Here is a 19,704-nt window from a genome sequence, read left to right as displayed (position 1 = left end):
CTCAAAATGGCAAAAATCACCCTCGAAAATCTGGCGCATTCCTATTTTCCAAATCCCACGAGCGAAGATGACTATGCCCTTAAAGAGCTCAACCACGACTGGATTGATGGCGAAGCCTATGCGCTGCTGGGGTCATCCGGGTGCGGTAAGTCCACTCTGTTGAACATCATTTCCGGCCTGCTGCATCCAAGCCAGGGACGTATCCTGTTTAATGACCGCGACGTGACGATGTCCCCAACCACGCAACGCAATATCGCGCAGGTTTTCCAGTTTCCGGTGGTCTATGACACCATGACGGTGCGCGACAATCTGGCATTTCCGCTGCGCAACCGTGGTGCCGATGCCGCCTATGTGCGCGACCGCGTTCAGCAAATTGCGGCAATGATCGGCATGGAGGCCACGCTTGATCGCAAGGCGCGGGGGCTGACGGCGGATGCCAAGCAAAAGATATCTCTGGGCCGTGGCATGGTGCGCGAAGATGTGAATGCGCTGCTTTTTGATGAACCGCTGACCGTCATTGACCCGCACATGAAATGGGAACTGCGCACACAACTGAAATCCCTGCATCATGAATTTGGTCACACGATGATCTACGTGACCCACGATCAGACCGAGGCGTTGACCTTTGCTGACAAGGTGGTCGTGATGTTCGACGGCCGCGTCGTGCAGATGGGAACACCTCAGCAGCTTTTCGAGCAGCCAGAGCATACCTTTGTTGGCTACTTCATCGGCTCGCCCGGCATGAATGTCCTCGAGGCCAAAGTGAACGGCGACAAGGCCGTCGTCGCAGGCACAGAGATTTCGCTGGGCAAGGGGTTTGGGACCCCGACGGGCAAGGTTGAACTTGGTGTGCGGCCGGAATTCACCTCGCTCAGCTCTGGCGACGAAGGACTGCCGGTAAAAATCAGGCGGGTAGAAGATGTCGGCCGCCACAAGATTGTGCGCGCCGATTTCCTTGGGACAGAAATCAACATCCTCGCCCCGGAAAGTGCAAATATTTCCCCCGATATGAACCGCGTTGTTTTCGATATGGCGGGCATCAACGTCTATTCCGACAGCTGGCGCGTCGCGCCAAAGGCGGCCTGATATGACCCTGCCGAACACCCTTTTGCCGCCCACAATGCTCAGAGGAATGCACCATGAATAAGACAGTCAATCAAAAGGCATGGTTTCTCATTCTGCCTGTTCTTTTGCTCGTCGCCTTTTCAGCAGTGATCCCGCTGATGACAGTCGTCAACTACTCGGTGCAGGACACATTCGGCAACAACCAGTTCTTTTGGGCAGGCCTAGACTGGTTCAAAGAGATGATATCGTCGCAACGCATGTGGGATGCATTGGGCCGTCAGATCGTCTTTTCCGCGATCATTCTGGCCATCGAAATACCGCTTGGTATCTTTGTCGCGCTGAACATGCCCAAAAAGGGTGTTTGGGCGTCGTTGTGCCTGGTGCTGATGTCTTTGCCGCTGCTCATTCCATGGAATGTGGTGGGCACGATCTGGCAGATTTTCGGACGTGTCGATATTGGCCTGCTTGGCTACACGCTTGCGGCACTGGGCATCGACTATAACTACACGCAAGACTTCTATGCCGCATGGATCACGGTCATCGTGATGGATGTCTGGCACTGGACATCGCTTGTTGCCCTGTTGGCCTATGCCGGTCTGCAATCCATTCCTGACGCCTATTATCAGGCCGCCAAAATTGATCAGGCCAGCCGTTGGAAGGTGTTCCGCTTTATCGAGTTGCCCAAAATCATGGGTGTTCTGATGATTGCGATCCTGTTGCGGTTCATGGACAGCTTCATGATCTACACCGAGCCTTTCGTGGTGACAGGTGGTGGGCCCGGCAACTCGACCACATTCTTGTCGATTGATCTGGTCAAGATGGCGCTGGGACAGTTTGATCTCGGCCCCGCTGCGGCGTTCTCGATCATGTATTATCTCGTAATCCTGCTCGTTTCTTACGTGTTCTACACAGTGATGACGAACCTCGACAAAAGGGATGGCCACTAATGTCTGATTTTACAGTATCCGCCCCAAAGTCCCGCAGCATCGGGTTCCCCAAGATCAAGGGCAACGCCATCGTCATGGGCCTTTATCTGCTGTTTTTGCTGCTACCAATTTACTGGCTGCTGACAATGAGCCTCAAGACCAACTCGGAGATCCTGAACAGCTTTACATTATGGCCACGCAACCTGACCTTTGACAATTATCTGACAATCCTGACCGATGCGTCATGGTACACAGGCTACCTCAATTCGATGGCCTATGTTGTGATGAACATGGTTATCTCTCTGCTCGTCGCCCTGCCCGCTGCTTATGCCTTTAGCCGGTACACCTTCATGGGGGACAAGCATCTGTTCTTTTGGCTGTTGACCAACCGGATGGCACCCCCTGCGGTATTCGCGCTGCCGTTCTTTCAGCTTTACAGCTCAGTTGGGTTGTTTGATACGCATATCGCCGTGGCCCTGGCACATTGTCTGTTCAACGTGCCTCTGGCGGTGTGGATCCTCGAAGGGTTCATGCGCGGTGTGCCCAAGGAAATTGACGAGACGGCGTATATCGACGGCTATTCGTTTCCCCGGTTTTTCTTGCGGATATTTACGCCGCTCGTGGCCTCGGGAATCGGTGTCACCGCGTTCTTTCTGTTTATGTTCAGCTGGGTTGAATTGCTGTTGAGCCGGACACTGACCAGCGTCGATGCCAAACCGATTGCCGCGACAATGACCCGCACTGTCGGTGCTGCAGGAATTGATTGGGGCGTATTGGCCGCGGCGGGTGTTCTGACAATCCTGCCCGGTGCCTTGGTGATCTACTTTGTCCGCAACTACATCGCCAAGGGTTTTGCCCTGGGCCGCGTGTAAGAAAAGAAAGGGAGAAAACAATATGGAATGGATGGCTTGGACTTGGCCCACCGCCGCTTTCTTCGGCATCATCGCGGCCACGCTGATCACCTTTACGATCCTGGCAATCAAGTATCCCGAAGTACCGCGCAACGGTATCCTTCGGATCGAAACGACGCGGGGTGACAGGTTGTTCATCACGCTATTGGGCTCGGCTTTTATCAATCTGGCCTGGCTCGGACTGCTCGATGCCCCCCAATGGGGTGCGCTGATTGTAAGTCTGTTTTACGCCATAGCGGTTTTCCGCTGGGTTTAATCGAAGGGGTGATCCGGTGTGCAAGAACCGGGCTGCCTATACTGTTCTCAATAAGGGAGGAACACTCATGAACTTGCGACTTAAAGGAACCACTGCGATAGGTCTTGCTGCTTGCATGCTTGCCGCACCTGCGTTCGCTGATATGGAGGCCGCCAAGGCATTCCTTGACAGCGAAATCGGGGATATGTCGACGCTGTCGCGCGCCGAACAGGAAGCTGAACTTCAGTTTTTTGTCGATGCGGCCGCACCCTATGCGGGCATGTCGATCAACGTTGTTTCAGAAACGATCGGGACCCACACGTATGAGTCCACCGTTCTGGCACCTGCATTCGAAGCCATCACCGGCATCAAGGTCACCCATGACCTGATCGGTGAAGGTGACGTTGTTGAAAAGCTGCAGACACAGATGCAGTCGGGCGAAAACATCTATGACGCCTATATCAACGACAGCGATCTAATTGGCACCCACTGGCGCTATCAGCAGGCCCGCAACCTGACCGACTGGATGGCCGGCGACGGTGCGGCTGTCACCAACCCTAACCTCGATCTGGCGGACTTTATCGGTCTGTCGTTCACAACGGGCCCGGATGGCAAAGTCTATCAATTGCCTGACCAGCAATTCGCGAACTTGTATTGGTTCCGCTATGACTGGTTCAACGACGAACAGAACAAGGCCGACTTCAAAGAAAAGTATGGCTACGATCTGGGCGTTCCGGTCAACTGGTCTGCCTATGAGGACATCGCTGAATTCTTTACCGGGCGTGACCTGTCGCGTCTTGGTGTCGAAGGCGAAGTCTTTGGCAATATGGACTACGGCAAGAAAGACCCCTCATTGGGATGGCGCTACACTGATGCGTGGCTTTCCATGGCCGGTGCCGGCGACGTAGGTGAGCCAAACGGCCTGCCGGTTGACGAATGGGGCATCCGGGTTAATGAAAAATCACAGCCCGTGGGTTCCTGTGTTGCCCGTGGTGGTGCCACAAACGGCCCGGCAGCAGTCTATGCTGTGACCAAAGCAATCGAATGGCTGGAAAAGTATTCTCCTCCAGCCGCCGCTGGTATGACATTCTCTGAAGCAGGCCCAATTCCTGCGCAGGGCAATATCGCCCAGCAGATGTTCTGGTACACCGCATTTACCGCAGCAACTGTTGAGCCCGGCTTGCCGGTGATGAACGAAGACGGCACGCCAAAGTGGCGGATGGCACCTTCGCCACACGGCGCTTACTGGACCGAAGGCACCAAGATCGGCTACCAGGATGCCGGTTCCTGGACGCTGATGAAATCGACACCAGTAGATCGTGCACAGGCGGCGTGGCTTTATGCGCAGTTCGTGACGTCCAAAACTGTCGACGTAAAGAAAAGCCATGTTGGCCTGACATTCATTCGTGAATCGACGATCCAGCATGAAAGCTTTACTGAGCGTGCGCCCCGTTTGGGTGGTCTGATCGAATTCTACCGCTCACCAGCGCGGGTTCAGTGGTCGCCAACAGGTACCAACGTTCCTGACTATCCTAAGCTGGCTCAGCTGTGGTGGCAGAACATCGGCGACGCAATGTCGGGTGCCAAGACACCACAAGAAGCACTCGACGCATTGTGCGCAGATCAGGAAAAAGTCCTGATCCGTCTGGAGCGTGCCGGTGTTCAAGGCGACATTGGTCCGGTTATGAACGACGAACAGGATCCGTCCTACTGGCTTGAGCAGCCTGGTTCGCCCAAGGCAAAACTGGAAAACGAAGACGAAGATCCGGTTACGATCTCTTATGACGAGCTGATCAAGTCCTGGCAGTAGGTCTTTCGTTTGGGGCCCGGCGACCGGCCCCAAACACATTGCATAACTGACGAAGCAAATTATCAACTGGACCTGTTCCAGTTGATAAGATCAGCGGCTGCTTTCCAAAGCGGCCGCTGTTTGCAACCAAAGAAACGGGGGATCCAAAATGACCTATGTTCTGGCCATCGACCAAGGCACGACATCAACCCGTGCGATCTTGTTTGACAGCGCGATGACTGCTGTTGCCAGTGCACAAGAACAGTTTCCGCAACATTTCCCTGACTCCGGCTGGGTTGAACATGACCCCCAAGACCTTTGGGCCACAACCACGACCACATGCCGCGGGGCGATCGAACGGGGCGGCATTTCAGCGTCACAGATCACCGCGATCGGGATCACCAATCAGCGCGAAACCGTGGTTGTCTGGGACAAGAAAACCGGCGACCCCATTCACAATGCCATCGTCTGGCAAGACCGCCGCACCGCAGAGCAATGCCGCACCCTGCGCGACGGCGGACATGAAGCGATGATCACCGCCCGGACCGGGCTTTTACTTGATCCCTATTTCTCAAGCACCAAGCTCGCGTGGATTTTGAACAACGTCGAAGGCGCGCGTGCACGCGCTGCCGATGGCGAGTTGTTGTTTGGCACAATCGACAGCTTCCTGATCTGGAAGCTAACTGGCGGTGCGGTTCACGCCACCGATGCCACAAACGCCGCGCGCACGATGCTTTATGACATTCACAAAGGTCGGTGGAGCAGCACGATCTGCAAACTGCTCGACATACCGATGCAAATGTTGCCTGAGGTGAAAGACTGCGCCGCTGATTTCGGGCACACGCAGTCAGGTTTGTTTGGCGCGGAGATACCGATCTATGGCGTCGCCGGGGACCAGCAGGCCGCGACCATCGGGCAGGCCTGCTTTGAGCCGGGCATGTTGAAATCAACCTACGGCACCGGGTGCTTTGCCCTGCTTAATACCGGCGAAACGCCTGTTGTTTCGGAAAACCGGCTGCTGACAACAATTGCATATCAGTTGGACGGAAAGCCTACCTATGCCCTCGAAGGGTCAATCTTTGTCGCCGGTGCAGTGGTGCAATGGTTGCGCGATGGCCTGCAGATCATCAAGGATGCGGCCGAAACCCAAGGACTTGCCGAACAGGCGGACCCGCATCAGAACGTCGTCCTTGTGCCCGCCTTTGTCGGGTTGGGCGCGCCCTATTGGAACCCTGATTGCCGAGGTGCTGTGTTTGGCCTGACCCGCGGGACCGGCCCCGCAGAAATGGCCAAGGCCGCCCTTGAAAGTGTCGGGTATCAGACGCGCGACCTGCTGGAAGCGATGGCGGCAGACTGGCAGGCAACAGGTGTTCAGCCAACGTTGCGGGTGGATGGGGGCATGGCAGCAAGTGACTGGGCCATGCAATTTCTGTCCGACATCATTGCAGCTCCTGTGGACCGCCCCAAGAACCAGGAAACCACCGCACTTGGGGTTGCATGGCTCGCTGGTATGCGCGCCGGTGTATACCCGGATCAACAGACCTTTGCGGCCTCCTGGACACAGGACAAACAGTTCAATCCAACAATGGACGAGACCCAACGAGAGACGAAATACGCATCTTGGAAGAGGGCCGTTCAGGCCACCTTGGGGTTTTAGGGTTGGCATGACCAAAACAACGCTGCGGCACCCTCTGACCAAAAGCGCGTTTGACGATAATATCAGGTCTGCAGGCGCAGGATATGCTCACGGCGAAACATATTGGCAGAAAAGTCTTTTGAATACCGTGCTTTGTGAGGGGTGAGGCAAATGTTTTCATTCAGTGGCCCACAAACAATCCACTTTGGACGCGGTCAAAGCCAACAGACACCCGCATTGGCGGCAGCTTTCGGGAAGGCCATCTTGTTGGTGCATGGGGCCAGTGCGGCGCGGGCACAATGGCTGATTGATGCGTGCAATGACGCTGACCTGATGACAAAAGCGGTAAGTTGTCTGCGCGAGCCATCCTTGCCGGATATTGAACTGGCGCTGGACCAGCTGAAGGGGTTTCAACCTGATGTTGTGATCGCCTTGGGTGGCGGGTCGGTGATCGACTTTGCCAAGGCTCTGACGGCGCTGATCCCCTGCTCCGGTGCCCCGCGCGACTATCTTGAGGTTGTCGGAGATGGGCGGCAATTGGAGCATCCACCAGTTCCGATGATCGCGCTGCCAACAACGGCAGGCACAGGCGCGGAAGTGACAAAAAATGCGGTCATCTCGGTGCCGGATCGTGGCCTCAAAGTCAGCCTTCGTGATCCCCGCATGGTGCCCAACATTGCGATCATTGACGCCAATCTGATGCAGGGCGCGCCAAGACACGTTACTCTTGCCTCAAGTCTGGATGCCGTTACGCAGGTGATCGAACCCTACTTGTCGGTCAAGGCAAACCCGATGACGGACGCCTTGTGCCGGGCCGCAATTCCAACCGGTCTTGGTGTACTGCGCAACCTTGTTGAAACCGATGCGCCTGACGCGTGGGACAGCATGGCTTGGGTCAGCACCTGCGGTGGCCTTGCTCTGGCGAACGCCGGGCTGGGTGCTGTGCACGGTTTTGCGGGGGTAATAGGGGGAAAAACCAATGCGCCGCATGGGGAAATCTGCGGCGCTCTTCTTCCTGCAGTTTTACAGTCACATCAGCGCAAAGCGAAAAAGGAAACGGACGTGCACACCCGTCTGCAATGGGTACTGCAGCAAATCGCGGTCCATTTTGCAAAAGACAAGAACGCAGATCCCGTACTTGAGCTACGGCGCTGGTCTCAGGACTTGGGTCTTCGCGGGCTGCAGGATATGGGTTTGGCTCTGACGGACTTCCCCGAGGTAGCCCAGGCCGCCGCCACCGCATCATCCATGAAAGGCAACCCTTTCCAGCTGTCTCAAAGGGACCTCTTGCAGATATTGAACGCTGCAATATAGACGCACCGCCCGTTTCGCCGACCAATCTTATTGGCGTTCAAGAATTGCGCGAGCTTAACCCCGGTTCCTCATTGGCTCATCGCCGCGGTTCATCACTGCCCTGACGCCAAATAATGGACCTCTGATTGATCGCGAAGGATAGCGGCGGCTTTTTCTGCGGTGAGATCACGCTGCACCTCAGCCAGCATTTCATAGCCCACCATGAATTTTCGGATGCTCGCGGATCTGAGCAAGGGCGGATAGAAATGTGCATGCAATTGCCAGTGCTCCGTATCGCTGGACATCGGCGGTGCCCCGTGCCAGCCCATCGAATATGGAAATTCCGCGCTGAAAAGATTGTCATAGCGCGTACAAAGCCGCTTCAGAATGTCAGCGAGGGCATCACGCTCATCTTCTGAAAGGTCGGTCAGTCGCACAACATGGCGCGTCGGCATTAGCAGTGTTTCAAACGGCCATGTCGCCCAGTAGGGAACAACAGCAATCCAATGCGGGTTCTGGACCACGATCCGTTCGTTCAGCCGCGCCTCTCGCTGCGCATACGACAAAAGCAGGTTGGTGCCTTGATCGGCGAGGAATTTTTTCTGGCACAGATCCTCGGTTCGAATTTCGTTCGGAATGAAATTTGATGCCCAGACCTGACCGTGGGGGTGCGGGTTGGAACAGCCCATGGCGGCCCCTTTGTTTTCGAAAATGGCAACCCATTCAAATTGCGCGCCAAGCTCTGCAGATTGCATGCTCCACACATCAACAATCTTGCAGATCGAAGGGACGGACAGCTCAGGAAGCGTCAGGTCATGACGCTCTGAAAAACAGATGACCCGCGACGTGCCTCTTACGTTTTGGGCCTGAAACAATGCGTCCGCAACAAAATCGACCAGAGGCGTATCCGTCAGCAGCGCCGGATAGTCATTAGGAAAGACATATGGGCCGGCGTAATCGGGGTTTGTCTGACCGGTCGCCCGCGTGTTGCCAGCGCAAAGATAGCAGTTGGGGTCATGCGCAGGTTTGTCTGTTGGTGTCGGGCTTTCCGCCTGTCCTTGCCAGGGCCTGTTGCCGCGATGTGGTGACACAAGAACCCAATCGCTTTTGAGAGGATTGAACCGACGGTGTGGCTGATCAGGGAGCGCGATATTCGTCATGAAAAGCTGCCTTCCATTGATAGCGTCATCGGACCTTTCAGAGTGGCATCAGATCACGCAGGCTCAGTTTGCTGCCAGTCTGCTGCCCAACAGTTCACCACTGTCGCTCAGCACCGGATAGGCGATCATGGCAAAGCTGGTGTTCACCGCCTTCAGCGCCCGCAGCAGATCCAAGTGTATACTGCTGGTTTCGATGGACTCTGACAGGCCCTCTTTCAACCGATAGAGATGCTGCTTTTCCAACCTTTGGGCGACATCGCGTACAATCTCTTTCTGCTCGACCAACATGCGGGCCAGCGACGGATCCTCGTTCATCAGAACAGAGATCGAAAGCTGAACATTGCGATAGACCGTGTCGTGAAACCCGGTCACATCTTTCCAGCCGTCGTTCGAGAACTTGAGGTTCTCCTGGCTCATTGTTTCGGCCAACATGACCATCTTGCGGGAAATCATATCCGCCGCCGATTCCAAGTTCGCCGCAATACCGGCAAGTTCAATGGCCCGCGTTCCGATCTTGTCCTCACTGTCGTTGCCACGAATGCTTGCCAGGTAAATCCGCAATTTGAGGGACCGTTGTGCGACATCCCTGTTTTCTGCCCGGATTGCCGCTGCCGCCATTTCATCAAAACTGCTATAAAGCGGCAAGACGTTGCGAAGCATGGCCTCCACCCGTCCGCCGATATGCACGAGTTCACGCAGGGCACAGGAAAACGCACGCTTGGGATGATCGAGCGCGTCGGGGTCAAGCGCTGTGCCGCGCGCAGCGGCTTCGGCTTCGGCTGAAATGTCCGGAACGATAAGCGACACCGCACGAAAAAGCGGACCGACAAACGGAAGGCAGACAAGCAGCAATGTCGCATTAAAAACCAAATGAAGGTTCAGCGCCTGCTGCGCTGGTTTCGACCCCAGATAGCCCGATAGTTCCGGAACAACCGAGAGCAGATAAAGCAAACCTGCAGCACCGCCGCCCCTTAAGATCAGATTTGCCAATACCGCCCTGCGCACCATCACACCAGACTTTAGCGTCAGCACCAGCGCGATGAAGGACCCGCCCAGATTTGCACCCAACACCATCGCAAAGGCCGCTTCGGCAGGTATGATCCCCTGTCCGGCCATGGTCACGAACAACAGCACCGCCGCGACACTGGAATGCACCAGCCAGGCAAACAATGCTGCCACCAGAAAGGCCGCTGCGGTCTCGTCAGCAAGATAGAGAATGACACTCTGGCTTTGCGCGCTTTCGATCATCGGGCGGCTGGCCGCGCGGATCAGGTCAAGCGACATGAACAAAAGTGCAAGGCCGATGGCAATACGGCCAAATTGGCGGGGGCGACGGCGCGCACTGCGCAGGAAAGTGATCACACCCCCCAACAGAAGGACAGGTGCGACCAAGGAAAGCGACGAATTGAGAAGTTTTGCCACGATAGCAGAGCCGAGGTCAGCCCCCAACAAAATAGTCAGACCGACAATGCCATTGATCGTACCGGCCGACATAAAGCCAGCAATGAGGACAGCCACGGCAGTCGAGCTTTGCAGCAGGATCGCAGCAATGCTGCCGCACCCCGCCGCCGTGAACCGGCTGGTCGTCGACAACTGCAGCCAGCGCCGCAATTGCCCGCCGAATGCGCGCTCAAATCCCGTGCGAACAAGGCGCACAGACCAGATGAGAAGCGCAGCAGCGCTCGCCAGATTGAGTAGAATGAAAAACGTGTTTTCTACCATTCGTTCCTCGCCGTATTAGGATGGCATTTCCGCAGTTCGTCCCGGCAGTGCCCAACCCGGCCACAGGCGACTTGGATTGATCGTATACCAAAAACAAAGCGATGCCACGTCAGAGCAGGCAAGTCGACAACTCCCTGACACGATTTCCAACTTCTCTGCAGCTTGCGGCAATAACGCTGCCCTTGTGCAGGTTCGGCGTATAGTTCTCCCCCCCATCGACCTCTGCCCATCCACCGGCTTCTTGCAAAATCAGAATCCCTGCGGCGTGATCCCAGGGGTTCAACTTTGCAGAGCGAAGGAAATCCGCCTGACCCGATGCCAGCATCCGGTATTCGTGACACGAACAGCGCACATCCTCAATCTGGCACACCGGTTCAAAGGCACGCATGACCCTTGTCCGATCTTGCGCTGCATAGTTGTCCAACGGCAAAAACCCTTTGGCCATGTCAAGCGACCTTTCCGGTCGCGGTGCCACCTTGCGGGGGGGCTTTCCATCGCGCATGAAATGGGCACCCTGACCGCGGATCGCATAAATCCAGTCGTCCAGCACAGGATCATACAGCAGGCCAAAGGTCGTTTCGCCATTTTCAACAACCGCGAGGATTGTTCCGAAGACGGCAAGACCCGCGGCAAAGTTCGCGGTACCGTCAATCGGATCGACAATCACGCTGGTATTTGCGGCCGCCATTGCGTCAAGAAGTTCCGGTCGGTCGGCCACCGTTTCTTCACCAACGAATACCGCCTGCGGCAAAATTTTTGCTGTCGCCGTGGCAATCGCCCGTTCTGCGGCACGATCTGCATCGGTCACAAGATCCTTGATATTTGCCTTGATCTGCACACTGTCTGGCGCGAGGTTCCGAAAATTTGGCATGATTTCGCATTGGCCGGTTTCGCGTACGACGTTGATAAGGTCATCAATCTGTCTTGAGGTGAGCGTCATGTCCGCGTGGGGCCGTCGCGCCCCGCATAGGGAAAATGCTGTGGCGTGACAACATGGCGGCCCGTTTTGTCAATCTCGTGGACAAAATAGAAATCCTGCAGCCCTTTTGGTCGGATCGGCGAGGTACCGAACGGCATGTCTGAAGTGTAGGCACTGGTCGGGCTACCAGCCACGAAACACGCCATCCCATGACTGCAACCCTGATAGGGGCGGTGCACATGGCCAGACAGGATGATTTGTGGAGTGCCGGCCCTTTGAATAATCTCAAGTAACTTGTCACACCCGGCGAGCTGCGCCACCACGTCAAAATCGTGCAGACCGGGTGGCACCGGCGGATGGTGCATGACGATAACCAGCGGCGCTGCGTCGCGCCGCGCGACCTGCTGCTCAATCAATCCAAACGCTTTGGGGTCGATTCTGCCGGTCGGTTCCCCTTCGATACACGTGTCGAGGCCGATCAGCCGCACATCCGGCAACTCGACAGTCCGGTTGGAAATGTCCCATGCGGCAAACTGTTCCGATCCGTCACGGTACTGATAATAGCCCGCCGGGCCGTCATGATTGCCCGGTACGATAAAAACCGGCAAACCGATTGACCCGAACAGATGCTCAAACTGGCGAAATGACGCCGCATCGGCGTCGTCAGTCATGTCGCCTGAGACCACTACAAAATCCAGTATTTCGCTGATCCGTCGCACATCTTGCACAAGATGCTCAAGAATGGCGTCGGCGTCGGCAGACACACCCGCCACCGGGAGTTGACTGAGATGTAGATCGCTCAGATGGGCAAATCGCATGCATGTCTCCGTCATCGGCCACAAAATATTGGACCGAGGCGTTGGTTTACTTGATCCCGGCGCGCATAAAGTTCGCGACGAACTGGCGCTGGAAGATGAGGAAGGCGATGATCAACGGTGCGGTGGTCATCAGTGTCGCCGCGTTCACAAGCGACCACTCAACACCGCTTTCCACCGTGGCGAACACACTGAGACCGACAGTCACCGGGCGCACTTCGGGCGAATTGGTGACAATGAGAGGCCACAGAAAGTTGTTCCAGTGAAAGCTGATCGAAACCAGCCCATAGGCAAGGTAAACAGGTTTGGCCAGCGGGACATAGACGTTCCACAAAACTCGCCACGCCCCTGCCCCTTCAAGCTGTGCTGCTTCGTCAAGCGACTTGGGCACGCTCATGAAGGTCTGGCGCAAGAGAAAAATACCAAAGGCCGAATTCAGATAGGGCAGCGCGATCCCGATGATCGTGTCGGTCAAACCAATCCGGGAAAGCGTCAGATAATTCTCTACAATGAGGATTTCGGGCGAAATCAGAAGCTGCACCATCACAAGGGCAAACGCAAAACCCGCCCATCGAAACCGGTAGCGTACAAAGGCATAGGCCACGAGTGTGCACAAAATGAAATTTGCGACAATGACGATGGTAATCAGGATGAATGTGTTGAGAAAATATAGCGCAAACGGGGCTGCATTCCATGCCTGCACAAAGTTCTCAAGCGTCAGGGGTGCGTTCCATTTAAAATTGGCGGAATATTTCTCTTCGTGAAAGGCTGTCCATACCGAATAGAGAAATGGAAGCCCCCAAAGACCCGCCAGTACAAAGGCCAGTGTTGTCGTAAGTATCCTATTCAATCCCTTGGTCATTGGTAATGCGTCTTTCTATCTAGGACCCAGAACTGGAAGGCCGCGAGGATACCGAGGATCGCCACCATCAGCACGGTCAGCGTTGCGCCATAGGCGAAATCGCGTTGCCGGAAGGTGACCTCGTAGATGTAGTACAACAGCAGCGCGCTTGAATTATCAGGGCCGCCCTTGGTCATAACGATGATGTGGTCAACAAGCCGGAAGGCATTGATCAGGGCATTCACAGCGACAAAGATGGTGGTGGGCCGCAGCAGCGGAAACACCACATCAATGAAAACCCGAACCGGGCCCGCGCCTTCAAGCCGCGCGGCATCCTTGAGGTTGTCAGGCACCGCCTGGAGGGCGGCAAGATAGAAGATCATGAACAGACCTGCCTCTTTCCAGATCGCCACCACCATCATCGATGCCAGTGATGTCTCGGTGCTGCCAAGAAAGTTGATTGTTGGCAGCCCAAAGAAGTTCATGATCTGCGACGCAAGGCCAATGCCCGGCGCGTAAAAGAACAGCCAGATGTTCGCCACCGCCACCAGCGGCAACATCGTGGGCATAAAGAACGACAAGCGCATAAGGCCCGTGGCGGGCAGTTTTGAATTCACCAGCAAGGCCATGCTGATAGACAGAATAATGGCAAGCGGGATGGTCCCAAGCGCGTAAAGGCCACTGTTGGTCAAGACCTGCATCAGCTTGTCATCAGCGATCAGTGCCTCGTAATTCTCGATCCCGACAAACTTTGACGGACGGCGCGAACTCGCGTTGTTCCAAAGCGAATTTATCAAGGCACGCACCGCCGGATAATGGGTAAACGCCACCAGCAGCGAACACGGCAACACCAACAGAATAATCCCGAGGCCCAAAGGCAGACGCTTGTTCATGACTGTCCATTTCTCTTCACGGGTGGGTGGTGCCTTCGCGCACGCACATCAGGGTGCGCGAAGGCTGGAAGCGTTTTGAATACGCCTTAATTGTAGTCGCCCAGAACCGAGTCGGCCCCTTCCTGCGCCTTGGCCAGCGCCTCTTGTGCGGTGCTGCCACCGGTCACAACGCTTTCGATCGCGTCCACAAGATACTGCGTGACCTTCGCACGTTGGAAAGTCGCAAATTCGCGGTAGGCAAAAGGCATCTGGTCAAGCGCCACAAGAGCTTGGGGCAATTCTGCGGAATAGGCCTTCATTTCCGGCGTTTCCCACGTGTCGGCGCGCGGTGCGACATAGCCCGTTGCAATGCTCCAGCGGGCGGCATTTGCGGGTGCGGTCATGAACTTGATAAAGTCCATTGCCGCGACGCGCTCTTCTTCCGTTGTGTCACTGAAGACATAGAAGTTGCCGCCACCAACGGGTGCGCCGGGTCCGTCACCACCGGGCAGGAAACCAACACCCCAATCGAATTCGGCGTTGTCATTGATAAAGGCTAGGTTGCCGGTCGACGTCCAGATCGACGCGGTCTGACCTTCCAGAAAGGCCTTTGGGGTATCGCCCCAGGAAATACCGCCTGGTGCCATCACACCTTCCGCAGAGAGTTGCTGAAGAAATTCAAGTGACGCGACAGCGGCTGGTGTGTTGAGCCGGGCTTCGGTCCCTGTCTCTGTCGACAGAACGTCACCTTTTGAAACAACCAACCCACCGAATAGCCATGCGCCACCAAGGCCAAGTGTCGGGATCCGTGTTCCCCACTGGGTCACGTTGCCGCTAGCATCCTTTACGACCAGCTGCTTGCCCATCTCGATCATCTCATCCCAGGTTTTGGGCGGCGTTTCAGGATCAAGGCCAGCTGCGCGGAAGGCATCCTTGTTGTAATAGAGAACCGGCGTCGAACGCTGGAACGGGATGCCATAGATTTTGCCTTCGAACGTCGCATCAGCCATGAAACCGGGATAAAAGCCATCCATCCACGCCTTGTCTTCCGGCGTATTGGCAATGTCCGAGATTGGCAGGATCACGTCCTCTTCAATAAGCGTGAACAGATCAATGGCCAAAAGAACCGCAACCTGCGGCGGTTCGCCCGCCTGCGCAGCCGTCAGTGCCTTGGTTGTTGTTTCCTCGTAGTTGCCCGCATAGACCGCTTTTACGGTGTGTTCGGGGTTTTGCGCGGCCCATTCATTGGTTAGTTCCTCGATGGTGGCAACCGCAGGTGCGTTCACACCAACCGGGAAATAGAATTCCAGATCAGCAGCCTGCACGCTGCTTGCACCGCCAGCAATCATGGCGCTCATCACCAACGGCATCGCCGAAGTCTGTCTAAAAGTCATCGTCTTCTCCTCCTTGTTTATGAAATGGGATACTCCCGATCCCAGTCGTTCAGCGCGCTATTTCGGCTGCCTTTCCGTCACTCTTCAAAAACACATGGGTCGATGCGCGGTCCCAGCCCACGGTAATTTCCTCACCTTCCTCGGGAACAGACCCACCGGGGTGCGACAGAACCATGCGCGTGCCAGCGATCGTCATCAGATGGATCAGAAAAACCTTGCCCTCGTATTCAACGCTCTGCACACGCGCCTTCACCCGGAATTCGCAATCGTCGCCGGGAAAGGTCAGGCTTTCTGGTCTGATGCCAAACTGGCAGGCTGACACGTCCTGAACCCCGGTAATCTTGAGATTGGATGGAAAGGCCACCTCGGAAGATTCCAGAATATTTGTCGGCGGCGTTCCGATAAACGTGGCCGAAAATGTGTTGGCGGGATGCTCATAAAGGTCTTTCGGTGTTCCTATCTGCGACACCTCCCCCGCGTTCATCAACACGACCCGATCGGACATCGACAATGCCTCGCTCTGATCGTGGGTCACATAGACGATGGTGATACCCAATTTTTTGTTCAGAGACCGTATTTCGCTGCGGATCTCGACCCGCAGTTTGGCGTCGAGGTTGGACAGTGGTTCATCCATCAGCACCAGTGGTCGCCCCGATACCAGCACCCTTGCCAGGGCCACGCGCTGCTGTTGCCCACCCGAAAGCTGCGCCGGCCTGCGGTCCAGGAGAGTTCTGAGCGCCATAAGCTCGGCAACCCGGTCGATCTGCTTTTTCTTCTCGTCTGCCGGAACCTTGCGGATCTTCAGGCCATAAGCGATGTTTTCCTTGATGGTCATATGCGGGAACAGCGCATAATTCTGGAAAACCATGCCAAGGTTCCGCGCGGCGGCGGCCTTGTTGGTCACGTCTTTGCCGTCAATCAAAACCTGTCCGCCGCTCACTTCGTCCAGCCCGCAGATCAACCGCAGCAGGGTGCTTTTCCCGCATCCCGACGGGCCGAGCAGCGTTAGAAAACCACCCGCCTCAATGCCAAAATCAACCTCTTTCAAGACCTCGACAGGTCCCCAGCTTTTGCGCAGTTTCTTCACTTCGATGGAGACACCATTCTCGTTCATGCCAGTAATACCTCAATATCTGCGCTTTTCAGTTGGGCAAGGCTGTGTTCATCGAGGCCCGCGCCTGTGATGATGCAATCCAACTGATCAAAATTGGCCGTGTGGACGAAACCGTTTGTTGAAACCTTTTCGTGATGTGCCACGACAATGTTTCGACGAGATGACGCAATCGCCTCTTTTTGGATCTGGCTGTATACTTCGTCACCGATTGAGATCGACCGACGGGCGATATCGATGCCAGAACAGCACAGGAAAGCGACGTCAAACGACAACGAGCGTAGTGCAGAGATCGCCAGCGAACCGGTAAAGGAATCGTTGGTGCCGCGATATGCCCCTCCGATGAGGTAAAAGCTTTTGATGTCCTGTTCCATCAACTGTGTCGCAATCCCGAGGCAGGTCGTGACATAGTGACACCCCGGTTTGCGATGGGCCTGAACCGCAATCGCCAGTGCGGTTGTCCCTGCATCCAGATACACGACCTCTTCGTCCGACAGCATGTCGATCGCCACTTCCCCGATCCGCTTTTTCTCAAGGTGTCCAACGGTCTTGCGTTCTTCGTTCGAGAGGTCAGCAATGATACTGGAATTGATCATCACGCCACCATGGGTGCGCGTGACAACCCCCTGCTGGCCCAGTTCTTTGAGATCACGCCGGATGGTCACGTCGGACACGCCGAATTCCTCGGACAGATCCTTTACCCCGACAGAGCCGCGTTCTTCGACAATACGTGCGATCTTACGGCGCCTGACGCCTGACAGATCCAGGGCCTCGCTCATTGGACAGACCCGACTGAATGTGGCCGCTTGCTGCTTTCCAAAGCACCCACTCCCCCAAATGCTCTTAAATGATCATACAAAGGTGATCATTTTTGGTCAACTGCGATTTTTTGTGATCGAATTGAGAGCGCTAGGCCCAAGAGCACTAGGCCCAGAGCATGGTCGCTTGCCAACGGCGCTGAAGCGTCCTTGGGCAATCTGCCCTGTTCCTCATCCATGAATATACCAAACGCCAATTGGGTCTTGGCACTTACCCTCAGCAGTTCCGCCGCTTCCCTGGATGGCTCATCGCGTGGCTGGCTGTTTTTGATCGTCAGGTGGGGATGGTCCTTTACGAAGCGCGAAAGCGACATGATCTGCCCAATGCTAAAGGCGACAGTGAGAGGGTTGCGGATCGGACCCCCGTCGCTTCGCCTGAGGCAGGTCATTCCAGCAATCCACGTCATCCTCAGCCACGTTGACCTTGTCGGCTTTGCGGCGGCCTCTGCGTCCTTGATCACGACGTGCTGGTTCAGTCTCAGAACCATCAGATCCGCAATGATCATCAGCAATGTCTTCTTCATCTGGTGGGGGATGGTCGGTGCATTGTTGCCCCCTTCGGTGCTTCACCTGACACTCCTGCCAACCAACCTGTGGCGGCTATGGCACCCGTCGTATTGCGGCGAAACAACGGTGTTATTGTCGCCCCGCCGACAAAAAGGTACAATTGTCCAGATGCAACAACCTGATCAACAGCCTATCATCAGACGGCTTCGGGCCGGTGACGCGGATTTGTTCGGCCCCCTGCTTGACCTGTTCGGGCAGGTGTTTGACGACATCGAAACCTATGGCAATGCCCGGCCGGGACCGGCCTATCGCATGCAGGTCCTGTCACGCGACGAGGTCGTCATGCTTGTCGCGGCAGAGGGCAGAACCGTTGTCGGTGGACTTGTGGCCTACGAGTTGCTGAAATTCGAGCGGGAACGCTCTGAATTCTATATCTATGATCTGGCGGTTGCTCCTGAATACCGCAGACGGGGCATCGCTACCCAACTCATCGAGGCCGTGAAAGCGATCGCCAGGGAGCGCGGCGGATGGATCGTCTTTGTTCAGGCAGATCAAGGTGATGACCCCGCAATTGCGCTGTACACCAAACTCGGCCACCGCGAGGATGTGCTCCACTTTGACATTTCACCCCGGTAGGGTGCCGCTCGACTTTGCTCTTCTCACCAAGGTACCAGGTTGAGCAATCATGCTCAAATGCGGCTCCAACCACCGACCTAACGCCTCGCCTCCGTTGTTGTCTGGCATATCAGACAGGGTTCACCCATCCCGCCGCGTGGTTTGATCTTGCACCACTTTTTCAAGCAAATCTTCACGAAGCAAACTGCTGCAATTCTGACCTTCGGCAAGTATATCCTCAAAGTCGTAAGCTCCCGCAGATACAGCCAGCCATTGTGCATTATCCCCTGCGTCTCTGTTCTAAGGGTTTGCTCGCAAGCCACCGAAATCGACCGCGAATTCGATGCGATTTTTGACAGGGAAGAGGGAAACAGGGGTATGTGGTGGATCGACAGTCAGCCGCATAATTATCTTACGGTGTCTCACTCAGTATCAACGGTCCCATTTATTCCTGATATCTTACACTATTATGGTCAGTCTGCCTTTCAGTCCGTCTCAGGCAGTCTTATCCAATCTTATACGGAATGTGGGGCTGGATGTGGGTCCGCGGAAGCTGAGAAAGAGCATTCGATGGGACCAATCTGTGCTCACTGGCACCAAAGCTCGAAAAACAGGCCCGGAGACAAACCAACAGCAGTGGGTGGCGCAGCTGGTCTTTATCTTAGATCAGGATCCAAAATTGGCACGGAGAAGTTCACCCTGCGCTTTGTCTCTCCAGCAACGGGCAAACGAAGAGATATGGGGTCGGGAACCTATTCGGCGATCGGATTGGCGAATGCCCGTACTGCGGCCATTCGAGCACAGCAACTCATAGCGCAACGCATCGACCCTACACGAGCAAGCAGTTAAGTTACTCAAACAACGGGCGCAGCATCATCTTGGTGGCCAGCTGATATTTGGCACTAAGCGAGACGTTCAGATTAGCGACATGATGCAAGTTTGGGCAAATTGGGTGAAATTCAAGAAAAAACCATCGATCTTAGGACGATAGATAGATTTGGTGTTTTGTTAATCCTGCTAATTTACCCTTAAAGTTTCTTACCAACTGGAAATCTTTGCCCAATGGCAAGTCGGG

The 19,704-nt window shown here is 55.5% G+C and carries 18 protein-coding genes; 9 read left to right on the top strand and 9 right to left on the bottom strand.

Features of this window, described 5'->3' with window-relative positions; genetic code table 11:
• Nucleotides 1–6 precede the first annotated feature (6 nt).
• The 7 genes from ACEWL3_RS07600 (at nt 7) to ACEWL3_RS07570 (ending at nt 7,876) form a co-directional block, all read left to right on the top strand.
• On the top strand, nt 7–1,086 hold the full coding sequence (locus ACEWL3_RS07600) for an ABC transporter ATP-binding protein (RefSeq protein WP_386179121.1): 1,080 nt from the start codon (nt 7–9) through the stop codon (nt 1,084–1,086).
• A 53-nt stretch (nt 1,087–1,139) separates the two neighbouring features.
• A complete protein-coding gene (locus ACEWL3_RS07595) occupies nt 1,140–2,012 on the top strand; it encodes a carbohydrate ABC transporter permease (RefSeq protein WP_386179124.1) in 873 nt (290 codons plus the stop codon).
• On the top strand, nt 2,012–2,863 hold the full coding sequence (locus ACEWL3_RS07590; RefSeq protein ID WP_386179127.1) for a carbohydrate ABC transporter permease: 852 nt from the start codon (nt 2,012–2,014) through the stop codon (nt 2,861–2,863). Before ACEWL3_RS07595 ends, ACEWL3_RS07590 begins: the two co-directional genes overlap by 1 nt.
• A 22-nt stretch (nt 2,864–2,885) precedes the next feature.
• Nucleotides 2,886–3,158: a DUF2160 domain-containing protein gene (locus ACEWL3_RS07585; protein WP_114878724.1), complete on the top strand. Its 273-nt coding sequence runs from the start codon at nt 2,886–2,888 to the stop codon at nt 3,156–3,158.
• 67 nt (nt 3,159–3,225) lie between these two features.
• The gene (locus ACEWL3_RS07580; RefSeq protein WP_386179132.1) at nt 3,226–4,947 is read left to right on the top strand and encodes an ABC transporter substrate-binding protein; all 1,722 of its coding nucleotides are present in this window, start codon (nt 3,226–3,228) and stop codon (nt 4,945–4,947) included.
• 148 nt (nt 4,948–5,095) lie between these two features.
• Nucleotides 5,096–6,583: a glycerol kinase GlpK gene (gene glpK, locus ACEWL3_RS07575; RefSeq protein ID WP_386179136.1), complete on the top strand. Its 1,488-nt coding sequence runs from the start codon at nt 5,096–5,098 to the stop codon at nt 6,581–6,583.
• A gap of 150 nt (nt 6,584–6,733) precedes the next feature.
• Nucleotides 6,734–7,876, top strand: coding sequence for an iron-containing alcohol dehydrogenase (locus tag ACEWL3_RS07570; RefSeq protein ID WP_386179139.1), 1,143 nt, complete (start codon nt 6,734–6,736; stop codon nt 7,874–7,876).
• Nucleotides 7,877–7,968: 92 nt separating this feature from the next.
• Here ACEWL3_RS07570 and ACEWL3_RS07565 read toward each other — a convergent pair whose 3' ends face one another.
• The 9 genes from ACEWL3_RS07565 to ACEWL3_RS07525 form a co-directional block, all read right to left on the bottom strand.
• Entirely contained in the window at nt 7,969–9,015 is a 1,047-nt protein-coding gene (locus tag ACEWL3_RS07565; RefSeq protein ID WP_386179142.1) for a UDP-glucose--hexose-1-phosphate uridylyltransferase, read from the bottom strand.
• Between the two features lie 63 nt (nt 9,016–9,078).
• A complete protein-coding gene (locus ACEWL3_RS07560; protein ID WP_386179145.1) occupies nt 9,079–10,737 on the bottom strand; it encodes a Na/Pi cotransporter family protein in 1,659 nt (552 codons plus the stop codon).
• 109 nt (nt 10,738–10,846) lie between these two features.
• Nucleotides 10,847–11,677: an inositol monophosphatase family protein gene (locus ACEWL3_RS07555; RefSeq protein ID WP_386179147.1), complete on the bottom strand. Its 831-nt coding sequence runs from the start codon at nt 11,675–11,677 to the stop codon at nt 10,847–10,849.
• Complete coding sequence (locus ACEWL3_RS07550) at nt 11,674–12,474, bottom strand: metallophosphoesterase family protein (RefSeq protein WP_386179150.1); 801 nt, start codon at nt 12,472–12,474, stop codon at nt 11,674–11,676. The genes ACEWL3_RS07555 and ACEWL3_RS07550 overlap by 4 nt, the downstream gene beginning before the upstream one ends.
• Nucleotides 12,475–12,520: 46 nt before the next feature.
• A complete protein-coding gene (locus tag ACEWL3_RS07545) occupies nt 12,521–13,333 on the bottom strand; it encodes a carbohydrate ABC transporter permease (RefSeq protein ID WP_386179153.1) in 813 nt (270 codons plus the stop codon).
• Entirely contained in the window at nt 13,330–14,205 is an 876-nt protein-coding gene (locus tag ACEWL3_RS07540; protein WP_114878733.1) for a carbohydrate ABC transporter permease, read from the bottom strand. The genes ACEWL3_RS07545 and ACEWL3_RS07540 overlap by 4 nt, the downstream gene beginning before the upstream one ends.
• An 86-nt stretch (nt 14,206–14,291) precedes the next feature.
• A complete protein-coding gene (locus ACEWL3_RS07535) occupies nt 14,292–15,578 on the bottom strand; it encodes an ABC transporter substrate-binding protein (RefSeq protein WP_386179156.1) in 1,287 nt (428 codons plus the stop codon).
• A 49-nt stretch (nt 15,579–15,627) separates the two neighbouring features.
• Nucleotides 15,628–16,692 (bottom strand): ABC transporter ATP-binding protein, encoded by a 1,065-nt coding sequence (locus ACEWL3_RS07530; RefSeq protein ID WP_386179159.1) that lies wholly within the window; start codon nt 16,690–16,692, stop codon nt 15,628–15,630.
• A complete protein-coding gene (locus ACEWL3_RS07525) occupies nt 16,689–17,468 on the bottom strand; it encodes a DeoR/GlpR family DNA-binding transcription regulator (RefSeq protein ID WP_386179162.1) in 780 nt (259 codons plus the stop codon). Before ACEWL3_RS07525 ends, ACEWL3_RS07530 begins: the two co-directional genes overlap by 4 nt.
• Nucleotides 17,469–18,182: 714 nt before the next feature.
• Here ACEWL3_RS07525 and ACEWL3_RS07520 point away from each other — a divergent pair.
• Together ACEWL3_RS07520 and ACEWL3_RS07515 are read left to right on the top strand one after the other, a co-directional pair.
• A complete protein-coding gene (locus ACEWL3_RS07520; RefSeq protein WP_386179474.1) occupies nt 18,183–18,650 on the top strand; it encodes an AAC(3)-I family aminoglycoside N-acetyltransferase in 468 nt (155 codons plus the stop codon).
• A 357-nt stretch (nt 18,651–19,007) separates the two neighbouring features.
• Nucleotides 19,008–19,478, top strand: a complete 471-nt coding sequence (locus ACEWL3_RS07515; protein WP_435000722.1) for an Arm DNA-binding domain-containing protein — start codon at nt 19,008–19,010, stop codon at nt 19,476–19,478.
• Nucleotides 19,479–19,704: the final 226 nt, after the last annotated feature.

This window comes from Sulfitobacter sediminivivens (assembly GCF_042611115.2).
In the GTDB taxonomy this organism is placed as follows: domain Bacteria; phylum Pseudomonadota; class Alphaproteobacteria; order Rhodobacterales; family Rhodobacteraceae; genus Sulfitobacter; species Sulfitobacter sediminivivens.
This window is presented reverse-complemented; position numbering and strand designations above follow the sequence as displayed.